Genomic DNA, 14,984 nt, shown 5'->3' with positions numbered 1-14,984 from the left:
CTATGGTGGTTAAATCATCGGCTACATTTGCAAAATTTCCCCCGAAACAGACCGCTTGTCTATGCTAAAATCCAAGCAAATTTTCAGACTAGGATTTTTCAATGAACAAGCAAGGCAAACCTTTTATTCTCCATTCTCCTTTCAAACCTTCGGGCGACCAGCCGACAGCGATTGAAAAATTAGTCGAAGGTTTGAATGACGGCTTGGCACATCAAACTTTGCTAGGGGTAACAGGCTCGGGTAAAACCTTTACCATTGCCAATGTGATTGCGACTTTAAACCGTCCTGCCATGGTGCTTGCCCCGAACAAAACCCTTGCGGCACAGCTTTATGCCGAGATGAAGGCGTTTTTCCCTGAAAATGCGGTAGAGTATTTCGTTTCCTACTACGACTACTATCAGCCTGAAGCTTATGTGCCTGCCAGCGATACTTTCATTGAAAAAGATGCCTCCATTAACGAACAGATCGAACAGATGCGACTGTCCGCTACCAAATCGTTTTTAGAAAGGCGGGATACGATTGTGGTGGCTTCGGTGTCGGCAATTTACGGCTTGGGGGATGTAGATGCCTATATGCAGATGATGTTGCATCTGCAGGTAGGCGAAATGATCGACCAACGCAAAATTCTCTCTCGCCTTGCTGAATTGCAATACATTCGCAACGATCAAGCCTTTCAGCGTGCGACTTTCCGTGTGCGTGGTGAAGTGATTGATATTTTCCCTGCCGAGTCGGACGATGTCGCTTTACGTGTGGAGTTGTTTGATGATGAAATCGAAAATCTCTCCTTATTCGATCCGCTTACTGGGCATAGTTTAGGGCGTGTTCCCCGTTATACGATTTACCCGAAAACCCACTACGTTACGCCGAGAGAGCGGATTTTAGAGGCGATTGAGCAGATCAAAGAAGAACTTGCCGAGCGTCGAACTTACTTTATCAAAGAGAATAAATTGCTTGAAGAACAGCGGATCGCCCAGCGTACTCAGTTTGATATTGAGATGATGAATGAGTTGGGCTACTGCTCAGGCATTGAAAACTACTCACGTTATTTATCGGGCAGAAAAGAGGGCGAACCGCCACCGACCTTGTTTGACTATATGCCGTCCGATGGCTTGCTGATTATTGATGAGTCCCACGTTACCGTGCCACAAATCGGCGGTATGTTTAGGGGCGACCGAGCAAGAAAAGAAACTTTGGTGCAATACGGTTTCCGCTTGCCGTCCGCTTTGGATAACCGTCCGTTGCGTTTTGAAGAGTTTGAACGCTTATCACCACAAACGATTTATGTCTCGGCAACCCCTGGACCTTATGAATTAGAGAAAAATCCGGATGTGATCGACCAAGTGGTTCGCCCGACGGGCTTATTAGATCCGATTATCGAAGTTCGCCCTGTGGCAACGCAAGTTGATGATTTGTTGTCAGAAATTCATAAGCGTGTAGCAGTAGATGAACGAGTGCTAGTCACAACACTGACCAAAAAAATGGCGGAAGATTTAACCGACTACCTTGATGAACACGGTGTACGGGTGCGTTATCTACACAGTGACATCGATACCGTCGAACGGGTGGAAATTATCCACGATTTACGCATGGGCATGTTTGACGTATTGGTGGGGATCAACCTATTGCGAGAAGGCTTGGATATGCCTGAAGTGTCGCTAGTAGCGATTTTAGATGCCGACAAAGAAGGCTTTTTACGTTCCGAACGTTCCCTAATCCAAACTATCGGACGTGCCGCCCGAAATCTCAACGGCAAAGCGATTCTCTATGGCGATCGCATTACCAACTCAATGCAAAAAGCGATCACAGAAACCGAACGCCGCCGAGAGAAACAGCAAAAATACAATGAAGAGCACGGCATTGTACCGCAAGCGTTGAACAAAAAAGTGGGCGAGTTGCTGGATATCGGTCAGACGGATAAACCGAAACGCAGTAAGAAATCTGCAAAATCTACCGATGATCAGACCGCTTACACCCCGAAATCTCGTAAAGAGTTAGAGAAAGAGCTTAAAATGTTGGAACAACAAATGCGAGATTTTGCAAAAGATCTTGAGTTTGAGAAGGCTGCCGCGGTGAGGGATAAGATTCATCAGTTGAAAACTTATTTATTAGAGATCTGATTAACTAAGAAGACTAGTAGTAATATTCTATTTTGTACTAAAAAAGCATCATACAGTAGGACACTATATTGATGTGTTATACCAATAACACATCAATATCAGCCAATTTAATAGAAATAGGAATTGTATTTTACTTTTTTTCTATCATCTCAGCTAATGTAGATAATCCTTCAGGCAAAATATATTGCCAAACAAAATAGCTATGATCGGTTGTATATTCTTTATATGACACAGAATATCCTTTGGCTATTAACACATCATTTAAGTGTCGCGAGTTATTTAAAATATCAAAATCACCGTTACGAGAGGCTTCATATCGCCCTGCACTAAGGAAGAAATTAATATTCTGTTTGGGCTTTGTTGCATATAATCGAGCGATATAATTATTTTCGTTACTTTGCGAATTTGCCTTTTTCCACCAAAATGAGCCAGACATCGCTAACACATTACCAAATAGATGAGGATACTGTCCTGCAACATACGCGGCTGCCAACCCGCCATAGCTGGATCCGACCAATATGGTATGTGTATTTTGGGGCTGAATATCGAGTTGTTCGGTAATCCACGGATATAACTCTTCTGCCAGCATTTTTGCAAAAGCGGGATTTGGCGGTAGTTCCGTCCCGCGGGAGTCATGAGACGGATTATCGATAAATACGGCAATGGTAGGCGGAATTTTTTTTGCTGCTATCAAATTATCCAAAATGTCAGGAGTTGGAACTTGTTCCGTATATTCTTTGCCGTCGAAGAAAAACGCCAGTAGAAATGCTGAATTTTCTTTATCAAAATGTGCAGGAAAATAGACAAAGATACGGCGTGAATTATTAAGTAATTTACTTTTAAAGTGATAACTTAATAACTTACCTTTAGGAATTTTGTTTTGTGTGAAAGTATAAGACCGAAACGGTGCTTTATTTAATGCTAATACGGAGCTGTAATTAAATTTATCCAGCTTTTCGGCGTCTATAGGATAAGTGAGCGGATTTAACGGATCGGCTTGTAATGTAGAAAGTAACGCTCTACGTTGTTGTAGTTTATCTAAGGGGAGTGTTGGTACATCGGGAGCAAAGCGATAAGAAATTAATGTGTCATTGCGCACCTCGAAAGTTTTAAACCAAATATCACGCCCTCCTAATCTTTCTAACGGCTCATGATCAAAGCTGGGTGCGCCCCATAAAATGACATTGTTTTTCGCGCCTCTCCATAAAAAGGTCACTAAATTATGGTCTGGCTTTGAGCTTGGTTCAATTAATGGCGTCCCTTCTTTTTTACGTAAAGACCAAAAATTATCAACCAATACTTTTTGCTTTACTTCATCTGATTCTTGTTGAAGTTCCTCTGCTAATTTTTGCATTTCCGGACTTTGCAATTTTGCCGGTAGTACGTTTTGTTGCTCAATAGGAATATGTTGCAAAATGTCTATTCGATAAGCCGTATTACTTTTTTCATTATTTGCGGCTGTGACAATAAAATAAGCTTTACCGTTATTTTCTGCTTTAAACATAAATTCTTGGCTACCGGCAACATTGTGTAGTAAGCGACGTTCGGACTGGTCGGGAAATCGAACGGTTAACGTCATAGATTGGTTAGACAATACGGTAAATTTACCTTTTAAGAAATCGCCTTCCTTAAGGTGGATTGAATCAGAGGCTTTCACATAAGTCGTGATTAACAGAAGCAAAGTGACTAAAAATTTCATTATCTTACATTGAATAGGGCGAATACGATTTCATATCCGCCCTCTATACTCATTACCATTGATAGTTAAAAGTAAGCACGGTAGAACGTTCCGTACCGTAAAAACAAGCATAGGCATTAGCACAGGAGCTCACATATTCTTTATCGGTTAAATTGTGTATATTAAGTTGTAAACTTGCTCCTGCTAATGATGGTGAGATTTTGGCTAAATTATAACCTATAGAAGCATCATACAGAGTATAGTGCGGTACCGTAAAGGTGTTTCTTGGATCACCTTGGGTTTTTCCTATGTAACGTGCACCGGCGCCGATATTTAAGCCGTCAAGAATGCCTTTAGTCCAAGTATATTTTGCCCAAAGGGAACCTTGATGACGAGGAACTCCCCAAGGCGTTTTTCCAATAAGTGAGGTGTCAGTATTTTTTTTCACTTCACGATTGGTATAAGCGTAAGAGGCAATCAATGACAGATTTTCGTTAATATTTGCAGCTAAAGAGGCTTCCACCCCTTTATTTCTGATTTTTCCCGTTTGGAGTTTGTCATAAGTTTGAGGTTCATATGTCACCAAATTCTTTTGGTTTATGCGGTAAATCGCCGTTGTTAATAAAATCGTTTCACTTGGTTGATATTTTATACCGACTTCATATTGCTCCGCCGTGGTTGGTTTAAGCGGTTTTCTATTCCCGTCCAATCCGACTTCCGGTTGAAATGAAGTGCTGTAACTAAAATAAGGGGCTATACCATTAGAAAAGTTATAAATCGCGCCGGTTCTCCAAGTAAATTTCTTATCGTTTTGTTTTTGTTCTTCATTCCATTTTCGATCGACAAAGAGACTTTTCGCGTAATCGTAACGTCCGCCTAAAACAATATCCAAATTTCCGATTTCTATTTGATCTTGAATGTATATACCGCTTTGTTTAATAGTCTTTAGACTGCTCGTTTGTAATGTAGGAGGCGCAACGGTAACGCCATAACTCGGATTTATCCAATTAATATTCGGGGCATCACCAAGATAGGCAAGTAAATCGTATCGAGATTGTTTGTATTCAACACCCGTCAGTAAAGTATGATGTAAAGCTTTTGTATTAAATTTACTCTCTATGTAGTTATCTACCCCGAATTCGTGCCATCGATCTTCAAATATACGGGCTTTTCGTACTATTTCAGTTTGATTTGGAACGGGATCCCAACCAACCAGATTATGAAGAATGTTTTCTGATTTGTTGTAACGTAGATTTTGGTGAAAGCTGACATTCTCATTAAATTGATGAGAAAGTTTCGAGCCTATATGCCATTGCTCTAAAGATAATTTATGAAAATTAGGATCACTAATGAAAAAGTCATAAGGTGCTTTGCTGCCATTAACTCCATCAAGGATGCTTTCTTTCGTAAAAAAATTTCTACCCCCGGCTTTGGGTTTTTTTTGATAAAAAGCATATAGCGTGAGTTCAGTCTTATCATTCGGCTTCCACGTTAGTGACGGAGATATTGCCCCTCCTTTTTGACGAACATAATTTTCTTTCCAATCAAGGCGTTTAAGATTACCTAGCAATCGGAAAGATAACGTTTCACTGGGACGACGATCAACATCTAACCCTAGTTGATAATAATCATTTGTGCCGACTTTAGCTTGTAATACATTTTTATTTTTACCTGTCGGCATTTTTGTCACAATATCAACAATACCTCCCGGATTGGATTGACCATACAGCACCGAAGAAGGTCCTTTGATTACATTAATACTTTCTAAGAAGAACGGGTCTATTTCATAAGAGCCTTGATAAGCGATACCATTGAGATATGTCGGTACACCACCGCCATCACTTTTGTTTCCTATACCTCTGACTAAAATTTCCAATTCGCTATTTTGCCCCCGATAATTACTGATTAGCCCGGATGTATAGGACAAACTTTCTGCGACACTAATAGCGTTACGATCTTGAATTTGTTTTTCAGTAATGACCGTTATATCGACGGGGGTTCTGATTAACGGTGTAGCAACCTTTGTCGCTACGTTACTTGTACTGGCTGAATAGAGTTCATTTTGAGGAATGAGTTGTGTAATAACCTCAACCCTATCTAAGGTGCTGTTTTCATTTTCTTTGGCAAGTGCCAAGTAAGGGAAAAGTGATAAGGCTAATATGGATAATGTAAACGGTTTCATGTACATGTGCTGCTCCCATCTCTATAAATGATAATTGATATCAACGATATTCTAATGAAAAAAACTTGAATTATCCTTTGCAAAAAAATATATTTTCCCCTGTGAAAAATAGGATGCATAGAAAAAACATGAGAAGACTGAATGTTATAAAAACGGATAGCGTTCTAGACGGTATTAGTGGAGAAACAACAATTCATTATTTTCGGGACGGACTATTGACCAAGTATGTAGATATTCTCATTTCTAAGAATGTTATAACGGATGAGGCGGTTTTTTTACCTGGAATAAGGTTGATTGTTACCCTACTGGGGAAGACGGAACTGCGATTTTCAGATAAAGTATTTTGTTTGACTGCTGAAAAACATCCCGTTGCAGGGCTATTATCTATTTCAAAGGAAATATCCGGCAGTAAGTATTTTTCAGGTAAGAAACAGCAAGAATTCGTTATTTTTCTTGAAGAAGGGTGGCTGAAAAGCTCAGGATTTAATCAATGTATGGATTATGCTTTTTTACAAAAAATCCAAAAATCAAATTTGGAATTTATTCCATTATTTGCCAATAAAAAAATTCTGACATTGGTTAACTCTTTGATTCGTTCTGAACAGCATTCACCAACACTAAATCATATGCAAAAAGAAAGTGACTGTTTAGCCTTAGTTGTAGAATTGTTATCACAATTACGAGAACCTAATCAGATCCTATCACCGGAACAAAAAAGAGCATATCAATTGACTCAGTTGCTGCTCAGTGGCGAAGCCGATAATTGGACATTAGCTGAAATTGCTAAATATATGCACACTAACGTAACAAGCTTACAGGCTGATTTTAAACAGGTTCATAACACCAGTATTATGAACTATCTTCGTCAAATTAAATTAGAAAGAGCTTATAAGGCTTTGTTGCAAGGCGTTAGTGTTAATCAAGCTGCTGAAATTGCCGGCTACACCAATCCAGATAATTTCTCAACGGCTTTTCGCCGATACTTCTCTATAACACCAAGCACAGTAAAAAATAAGTTATAGCGGCTAGAATTAAATTAGACTGTACCAGCTAGACTAAACTTTCTTTAACTAATTGTTTTTTAATATAAAGTGACTGACGTGAAATTCACTTACGTCAAGCTACGATAAGTATCAATACAAAAACGATACTATCTGGCTTTACCTGCTCTCAAATAATCGGGAACAATGTTGCTGATTGGGTGTTCGGGCTTCTTAAGTGTCAAAGTTTGCATAAAATCTAGTTTAATGAGACAAGTTTGGAAATCAACAATGTTGCAATATATTAGTGATAATTATCAATATATTACCTTTGATGAATCGATAATATTATCAATGGATCGCAACGATTCAACCTCGTTTATGCTCAACCAGTCGGGCAAGTTAATTTTGAATGAAGTGCAATATGTGCCTGAGCTGTTTTCAAGCCTAAAACTGGCTATTAATAAACAGAAAAAAACGTTGGCAGTCTGAATAGCGGCTTTACCTGTGTGAGTAATTTGATCAAGCGGTCTGATTTTCCAATAATTTTGCAAATGTATGAAAAGTGATTGAAAATTCTATAAAAAGTTTTATGCTTATCACGGAATTTTCCACATAACATTTAACTTCTTCAGACGGAGGAACTCATGGCATTAGGTTGGTATGAACTGAAATTGGCAAAAGACGGGCAATTCATGTTTAATTTAAAAGCGGCGAACAGCCAAGTGATTTTAAGCAGTGAATTATATAAAACCCGTGCTGCGGCGGAAAAAGGCATTGCCTCAGTACAAAAAAACGGTGTAGATGAAACGAAATTCGAGATGAAAACGACGAAAAGCGATCAACCGTATTTTATTTTAAAATCGGGAAATCATCAGGAAATCGGACGTAGCGAATATTACTCTTCAAAAGCCGCAGCGGAAAACGGTATTAAATCCGTGATCAAGAACGCAGCAACCACCGTGATCAAAGATAAAACGGTTGAAGCATAATATAACGAAGGCAGCCTGAGGGTTGCCTTGTTGTTTAGCAGTTTGCAAAATCATTCACGGATCCGACCGCTTGTTAAACGAAACCCTGCTCATGGCAGGGTTTTGCATTTAATCGATAATCTCGACTTCGGTATTCACATTTAAACCGCGAATCAATTGAGAGCCTTTGCGGGCGCGTTCTCCGTGATATTTTTCAATATCGCTCGGCTTGAGGGTAATTTTCCGTTTACCCGAGACAAAGACCAGCGAGCTTGTCGGACGGATAATCAACAGGCGGGAGAGCAGTTCATTTCCTTCTTTTGCCGCTTGAGCGGAGATATTGATGATCTTATTGCCCTTACCTTTAGACAGTTCAGGTAGTTCGGAAATCGGGAAAACCAACATTCTGCCGACATTACTCATGGCAACCAATAAGTTTTCTTGCGTATCATCCAACAACTGTGGCGGCAGGACTTTAGCATTTTCCGTTAAAGAAATAACCGCTTTACCGGCTTTATTGCGAGAGACTAAATCTTCAAACCGGCAAATAAAGCCGTAGCCGGAATCCGATGCCATCAGCACTTTGCCGTTCTCTTCCGACATCAACACATACGACACCGTCGCTCCGTCAGGCAAGCTGATTTTGCCCGTAATCGGTTCACCTTGAGAACGTGCCGATGGCAAGCTGAGCGGATCAAGGGCATAGCTTCGTCCCGTGCTGTCAATAAAGACAACAGGCTGATTGCTTTTGCCGTAAGCATGAGCCAAGTAACCGTCGCCCGCTTTATAGCTGAGGTTTTGCACATCGATATCATGGCCTTTGGCACAACGTACCCAACCTTTTTCCGATAAAATAACGGTGACAGGTTCGGTCGGTGTTAATTCGCTTTCCGAAATCGCTTTCGCTTCGGCACGTTCAACCAACGGAGAGCGGCGAGGGCTGGCAAACGCTTTGGCATCTGCTTCAATTTCTTTTTTAATCAAAGTATTTAAGCGACGCTCCGAACTTAAAATACCTTGCAGATGCGCTCTCTCTTCTTCCAGTTTTTGTTGTTCCGCGTTGAGCTCGTGTTCTTCCAATTTGGCCAAATGGCGCAAACGCAAATTAAGAATGGCTTCCGCTTGTTCGTCACTTAAATGGAATCGAGCCATCAATGCGGCTTTCGGATTATCTTCGTTGCGGATAATCTCAATCACTTCATCAATATTCAGGAAAGCAATCATTAATCCTTCAAGAATATGCAAACGGCTGATAATTTTATCCAAACGGTAATTCAAACGACGCGTGACGGTGGTGCGACGGAAGTCCAGCCATTCCGTTAAAATCGTCAATAAATTTTTTACTGCCGGTTTTCCGTCCAGCCCGATCATATTCATATTGATGCGATAACTTTTTTCGAGATCGGTTGTGGCAAACAAATGATCCATTAATCCGTCAAAATCAATGCGGTTTGAACGAGGTTCCAGCACAATCCGAATCGGGTTTTCATGATCGGATTCATCACGAATATCATCCACCATCGGCAATTTTTTATTGCGCATTTGACTTGCAATCTGCTCAATGATTTTTGACGGTGAAGCCTGGTGCGGGAGAGCGGAGATCACAATATTGTTGTCTTCTTTTTTCCATACTGCCCGCATTTTAATTGAGCCTCTGCCTTGCTCGTAGATCTTGGCGATCTCTGCACGCGGTGTGATAATTTCCGCTTCCGTCGGGTAATCGGGGCCTTGCACGACCGTTAAAATATCCGTTAAACAAGCGGTCGGATTATCCAATAATTTTACCGATGCGGCGGCTAATTCATTGATATTATGCGGCGGAATATCCGTTGCCATACCGACGGCGATTCCGGTGGTACCGTTTAATAAAATATGCGGTAAACGCGCCGGAAGGTATTTAGGTTCTTCCAATGAGCCGTCAAAGTTCGGTTGGTAATCGACAGTACCTTGCCCTAACTCACCGAGCAACATCTCTGCCATTTTGGATAATTTGGATTCCGTATAACGCATGGCGGCGAAGGATTTCGGATCGTCCGGCGCTCCCCAGTTGCCTTGTCCGTCAATAAGCGGGTAGCGGTAAGAGAACGGTTGTGCCATTAATACCATGGCTTCGTAACAGGCACTGTCACCGTGCGGGTGGAATTTACCGAGTACGTCACCGACGGTACGGGCGGATTTTTTATATTTTGCCGTGGCATTTAAGCCGAGCTCCGACATGGCATAAATGATACGACGTTGTACAGGTTTCAGACCGTCGCCGATAAACGGCAAAGCACGATCCATAATGACATACATCGAGTAATTGAGGTAAGCGTCTTCCGTAAAACGCTTAATCGGCATTTGTTCAATGCCTTCGTAATTGATTTCAGTGGTCATTGGAATTTTTGTTATGGTTGATTTGAAATAAAAGGGACGCTCGGTGAGCGTCCACGGTTAACGAATTTTCGCTTATTTAGGGCGCTTTGTCACCCTAGATTTTACGTACATTCAACATGGTCAAAAAGGCAACGCTGCAAAGTCCGACGGCAAGTAGCCATGTGCTGTGATAACCGAAGCGACTTGCGGCGATACCGGCCAATTGCCCCGCAACGATCCAACTGGCGGAGCCGGTGTTGGTAAAGAGCGTTGTGGCGGTTCCCATTTTATAGGGCATCAAATCTTGGAAATAGAGCATGCCGATGGAAGCTAATATACCGACAAACAAACCGTTAAATAATTGGATAGTCAGTAGCTGCCATTCGGTTTGGGCAAAAGACATACCGATATAATAAACTGCTCCGGCAAGGATGCCGATTAACATTAAGCTTTTCTTACTGATAAAACGGGTACAGTAGCCTGCCAGTAACATCACCGGAATTTCAATACCCGCCGCCGTACCCATCATAATCCCCGCCAAACGTTGGGATAAGCCGAGCTCTTTGAGGTAAACCGGCATATTGATAAACATCATGCTGTTGCACGTCCAGACTAACAGGCATGTTATGCTGAGGTAAATGACTGATTTGCGGTTACTGATGATCCCGTCGTCTCTTAATTTTTCTTTATCCGCCGAATTTGCAAATTTTTCAACGGATCCGACCGCTTGCGGCAGCATTAATTGCACGATAATGATTGAAACGGCAAAAATAGTTGCTGCGGCGACATACATAAACGTGAAGCCGAAATGATCCGATAAGAAATATGCAAGCGGCGGGCCAACAATCCATGCTAAGGAAAGTTGGGCACGCAGTACGGTGTTGAACATCGTGCTGTCACGATGTTGTGTTTCGCTATATTCTCTTGAATAGGCAAAAAGCTGTGAAGTTGCCGATGACCCCAAACCGACCAACAGTGTGCCGAGCAACAACAATACGTAATAATCCCGATTAAAGGCAAACAGTAAGCAGCTGAGAAGCTGCATGACACAGCTGATCGTAATGATACGTTTGCGATTAGGGAATGTGTCAGAAAAATAAGCGACGATTTGGCTTAAAATCATCGCCATTAACGAATTCACCGAGTAGAACAAACCAACGAGCATCGGATCATTAGTGACCTCATTATGAAGATAAACGGTTAATGCCGGTACGCGTAATGCGCCGGCAAGTCCGGTCATAAAAATAACCAGTAAAAAGGCGGCGGAAACGGAATTTAAAAACCGACGGTTCGGCGGGAGTGATAAGGGATCTAGCGTTTGCATAAAAATACGGAATGACGAATTTGAGTGAAAATATTATGCCGAAATTCTAAAAAGAAGAAAGGGGGCAACAGCCCCCGAATCGATTTTCATCTTATTTTTTCTTCGCGTATTTGAGCGAGTCAATCGCAACCGCAAAGATGATAATGCTACCTTTGATGATGTACTGCCAGTAAGGATTTACACCGATATAGGTTAAGCCGTAGTTAATCACGGTGAAGATTAGTACCCCGGTGACAACGCCGATAACGGTACCGACACCGCCGGCAAATGAGACGCCACCGACCACACAAGCGGCAATGGCATCCAACTCGTACATAAAGCCTAAGTTGTTGGTTGCACTACCGATACGACCTGCTTCTAACATACCGCCGAAGGCGTAGAAGACACCGGCGATCATATAGATTACCACTAAGTTACGCGCAACGTTTACTCCGGAGACTTTCGCTGCTTCCGGGTTACCACCGATAGCGAAAATGTTTTTACCGAAGCGGGTCTTGTTCCACATAATCCATACTAATACGGAGGCAATTGCCGCATAAATGGTGATGTAGGACAATCTAAACGTGCCGATTTGGAAGAACCCTTGCGCAAAGGTTGAGAAGCTTTCGTTAAAGCCTGCGATTGGTGATGAACCTACAGCATCGTAGTAAAGAGAGTTGATACCATAGACGATGATCATTGTACCCATGGTGGCGATAAACGGTGTGACATTGAGATAAGCAATAACCAAACCGTTTACCAAACCGATGACCGCACCGATAGCGCACACGGTCAAAATCACTACCGGAATCGGAATTTCACCGAGATTCGGGAATACACGGTTCATATTATCCATTGCCTGTAGCATGGTTGCGGCGATCACGGCGGCAAGCCCGACTTGGCGACCGGCAGATAAGTCCGTACCTTGTGATACAAGCAAACCCGCTACTCCTAGTGCGATAATTAAACGTACGGAAGATTGGGTCAAAATGTTACTGAAGTTACGTAAGCTTAAGAAGCTCGGGTCTTGGGCGATAATAATCACTAACAAAACAAGTAATACGAAGTAAATCGCATTTTGTTTGAGAAAATCTAAGGATTTTGTTTGAGTGAGACTAGACATAATTCACATCCTTCTTGTTATAAATATTTTGCAGCAAGCTGTAAAATTTCTTCTTGAGAGGTTTTTGCCGTATCGACAATACCGGCGACTTTACCGTTACTCATCACGAGGATCCGGTCTGTCACCCCCAGCAATTCAGGCATTTCCGATGAAATCATAATAATGCCTTTGTCTTTTTGAGCCAGTTGCATAATCAGCTGATAAATTTCGTATTTGGCGCCGATATCGATACCGCGAGTCGGTTCGTCCAACATCAAAATCTCAGGCTGAGTTAATAGCCAACGCCCGATCACCACTTTTTGTTGGTTACCGCCTGACAATGAGCCGATATTGGTTTTATGGGATGGCGTTTTCACGTTCATGGAGTCAATCACCCATTGCGTATCGCTTTTCATTTTAGCGCTGCTCAGTAAGCCAAATGAACCAAGATAAGATTTCATGTTAGAAATCAAGGAATTAAATTCAATGCTTAAGTTTGCATAGATTCCCGTTGAACGGCGTTCTTCCGTCACAAGCGCAAAACCGTTATTGATCGCTTCTAAAGCGGTGCGATTTGCCATTTCTTTTCCATGTAACTTCACTGAACCTTCTTTTCGTTCACGTACACCGAAAATGGTTTCGACAATATCGGTGCGCTTGGCACCGACTAAGCCTGCGATCCCTAAGATTTCCCCTTTGCGTAATTCAAAGCTGACATCTTGAATAGACGGTTGATTTTTCGCAGTCAGGTGTTGTACTTCTAAAATCACTTCTTTTGGCGTATTGGTTTTTGGTGGGAAACGTTGGGTTAATTCGCGACCGACCATCATCGCCACAATCGCATCCATGGTGGTTTCTTTTACCGGTACGGTATTGATCCATTTACCGTCACGAAGGATGGTGATTTCATCACAAATCTTGAAAATTTCGTCCATTTTGTGGGAAATATAAATGATGCCGCAACCCCGATTTTTCAGTTTTTCAATAATTTTAAATAAATGTTCAACTTCTTTTTCCGAGAGAGAAGAGGTCGGTTCATCCATGATCACAATTTTTGCGTTATAAGAGAACGCTTTGGCAATCTCGATCATTTGCATCTGTGATACCGAAAGATGAGCGACTTTTTCTTTCGGATCGATATTAATATCCAATTCATCGAAAATCGCTTTCGTATCGTTATACATTTTGGTGTGATCGACAAAAAAGCCTTTTAACGGATAGCGACCAAGCCACAGGTTGTCCATGACATTACGCTGGCGCACCAGATTGAGCTCTTGGTGAACCATTGAAATCCCGTTTTCTAATGCCTCTTTAGAGGCTTTAAAATTAACGGGTTTGTCTAAGAAAAGAATTTCGCCTTCATCTTTGGCATAAATACCGAATAAGCATTTGAGCAAGGTCGATTTTCCCGCACCGTTTTCACCCATCAAGGCATGCACGGAATGAGAACGAACGGTCAAATTTGCGTTATCTAATGCTTTTACACCGGGAAAGGATTTACTGACATTGGTCATTTTGAGAAGCACTCGGCTCTCTTGATGTTGAGTTTGTTCTGTCATATCCAACCTCACAAAATAGGGGGAAAAATGCTTCCCCCCTTAATTACTACATGACTATTTCAGGAATTCGGAAAGGTTGTCTTTATCGACACCGACATATGGAATACGGATAACTTTCTCTTTTAATTCCCATTTGGTTCCTTCAGTTGGCGCTTTTTCCGCCGCTAAGTTTTTAGCAAGATGGACAACGGCTTTACCTTGGTTCACGCCGTCATTTAATACAGTACCGGCAATTTCCCCTTTTTTAACCAATTGAAGCACTTCAGGTAAGGCGTCTACACCAAAGATCGGTAATTTTTTACCGTGCGCTTTTGCTGCTTCTAACGCACCCATCGCCATGCCATCGTTATTGGCGATAATGGCTTCAATGTTACCTGCTTTCGCACTGGATAACCATGCATCCACTTTATCTTTTGCTAACGCGGCATCCCACATACCGGTATCGACGAAGAGTTCTTCCGTCGGAATACCTAATTTATTGATCTGCTCAACGGAATATTTGGTACGCGCTTCCGCATCCGGGTGACCCGGTTCGCCTTTTAACATCACGTATTGGATTTTACCGTCTTTATTTAAATCGTAAGCCGGATTGGCTTTCCAATGTTTAGCGATTAATTCGCCTTGAATTACGCCGGATTCTTGCGGGTTGGTACCAACATAATAGGCTTTTTCATAGCTACCGATTGCTTTATCGCCCGGATCTTTATTAAAGAATACCACCGGAATACCTTCCGGTT

At 41.8% G+C, this 14,984-nt stretch carries 11 protein-coding genes; 4 read left to right on the top strand and 7 right to left on the bottom strand.

All coding sequences use genetic code 11. From position 1 onward, the window contains the following. The first annotated feature begins 101 nt into the window (after positions 1–101). Complete coding sequence (uvrB, locus tag ACEYKX_RS00910) at positions 102–2,117, top strand: excinuclease ABC subunit UvrB (RefSeq protein ID WP_373768114.1); 2,016 nt, start codon at positions 102–104, stop codon at positions 2,115–2,117. A 130-nt stretch (positions 2,118–2,247) separates the two neighbouring features. Here the strand turns inward: uvrB and ACEYKX_RS00905 are convergent, their stop codons facing one another. Beyond that, positions 2,248–3,816 carry an esterase family protein gene (locus ACEYKX_RS00905; protein WP_373768115.1) on the bottom strand — a complete coding sequence of 523 codons (1,569 nt, stop codon included), beginning with the start codon at positions 3,814–3,816 and terminating at the stop codon, positions 2,248–2,250. 52 nt (positions 3,817–3,868) lie between these two features. Beyond that, positions 3,869–5,983, bottom strand: coding sequence for a TonB-dependent siderophore receptor (locus tag ACEYKX_RS00900; RefSeq protein ID WP_373768116.1), 2,115 nt, complete (start codon positions 5,981–5,983; stop codon positions 3,869–3,871). Between the two features lie 122 nt (positions 5,984–6,105). Here ACEYKX_RS00900 and ACEYKX_RS00895 point away from each other — a divergent pair, with 122 nt between their 5' ends. The 3 genes from ACEYKX_RS00895 (at position 6,106) to ACEYKX_RS00885 (ending at position 7,949) form a co-directional block, all read left to right on the top strand. Then, positions 6,106–6,999: a helix-turn-helix transcriptional regulator gene (locus ACEYKX_RS00895; RefSeq protein ID WP_373768117.1), complete on the top strand. Its 894-nt coding sequence runs from the start codon at positions 6,106–6,108 to the stop codon at positions 6,997–6,999. 165 nt (positions 7,000–7,164) lie between these two features. Then, positions 7,165–7,449: an AAA family ATPase gene (locus tag ACEYKX_RS00890; protein WP_373780358.1), complete on the top strand. Its 285-nt coding sequence runs from the start codon at positions 7,165–7,167 to the stop codon at positions 7,447–7,449. A gap of 155 nt (positions 7,450–7,604) precedes the next feature. Further along, positions 7,605–7,949 carry a YegP family protein gene (locus ACEYKX_RS00885; protein WP_373768119.1) on the top strand — a complete coding sequence of 115 codons (345 nt, stop codon included), beginning with the start codon at positions 7,605–7,607 and terminating at the stop codon, positions 7,947–7,949. Between the two features lie 108 nt (positions 7,950–8,057). On the opposite strand, the gene parC is transcribed toward ACEYKX_RS00885, so the two are convergent. From parC to ACEYKX_RS00860, 5 genes are all read right to left on the bottom strand, one after another. After that, a complete protein-coding gene (gene parC / locus ACEYKX_RS00880; RefSeq protein ID WP_373768120.1) occupies positions 8,058–10,304 on the bottom strand; it encodes a DNA topoisomerase IV subunit A in 2,247 nt (748 codons plus the stop codon). Positions 10,305–10,398: 94 nt separating this feature from the next. Next, a complete protein-coding gene (locus ACEYKX_RS00875) occupies positions 10,399–11,607 on the bottom strand; it encodes a sugar efflux transporter (protein WP_373768121.1) in 1,209 nt (402 codons plus the stop codon). A gap of 91 nt (positions 11,608–11,698) precedes the next feature. Further along, the gene (gene mglC, locus ACEYKX_RS00870; RefSeq protein ID WP_373768122.1) at positions 11,699–12,709 is read right to left on the bottom strand and encodes a galactose/methyl galactoside ABC transporter permease MglC; all 1,011 of its coding nucleotides are present in this window, start codon (positions 12,707–12,709) and stop codon (positions 11,699–11,701) included. 17 nt (positions 12,710–12,726) lie between these two features. After that, complete coding sequence (gene mglA / locus ACEYKX_RS00865; protein WP_373768123.1) at positions 12,727–14,247, bottom strand: galactose/methyl galactoside ABC transporter ATP-binding protein MglA; 1,521 nt, start codon at positions 14,245–14,247, stop codon at positions 12,727–12,729. Positions 14,248–14,301: 54 nt separating this feature from the next. Then, the coding region (locus tag ACEYKX_RS00860) for a substrate-binding domain-containing protein (RefSeq protein ID WP_373780357.1) at positions 14,302–14,984 on the bottom strand (683 nt) is incomplete at its 5' end.

Source organism: Glaesserella sp. (assembly GCF_041817755.1).
In the GTDB taxonomy this organism is placed as follows: domain Bacteria; phylum Pseudomonadota; class Gammaproteobacteria; order Enterobacterales; family Pasteurellaceae; genus Glaesserella.
The sequence above is the reverse complement of the archived record's forward strand: the minus strand, read 5'-3'. Positions and strand labels throughout refer to the sequence as shown.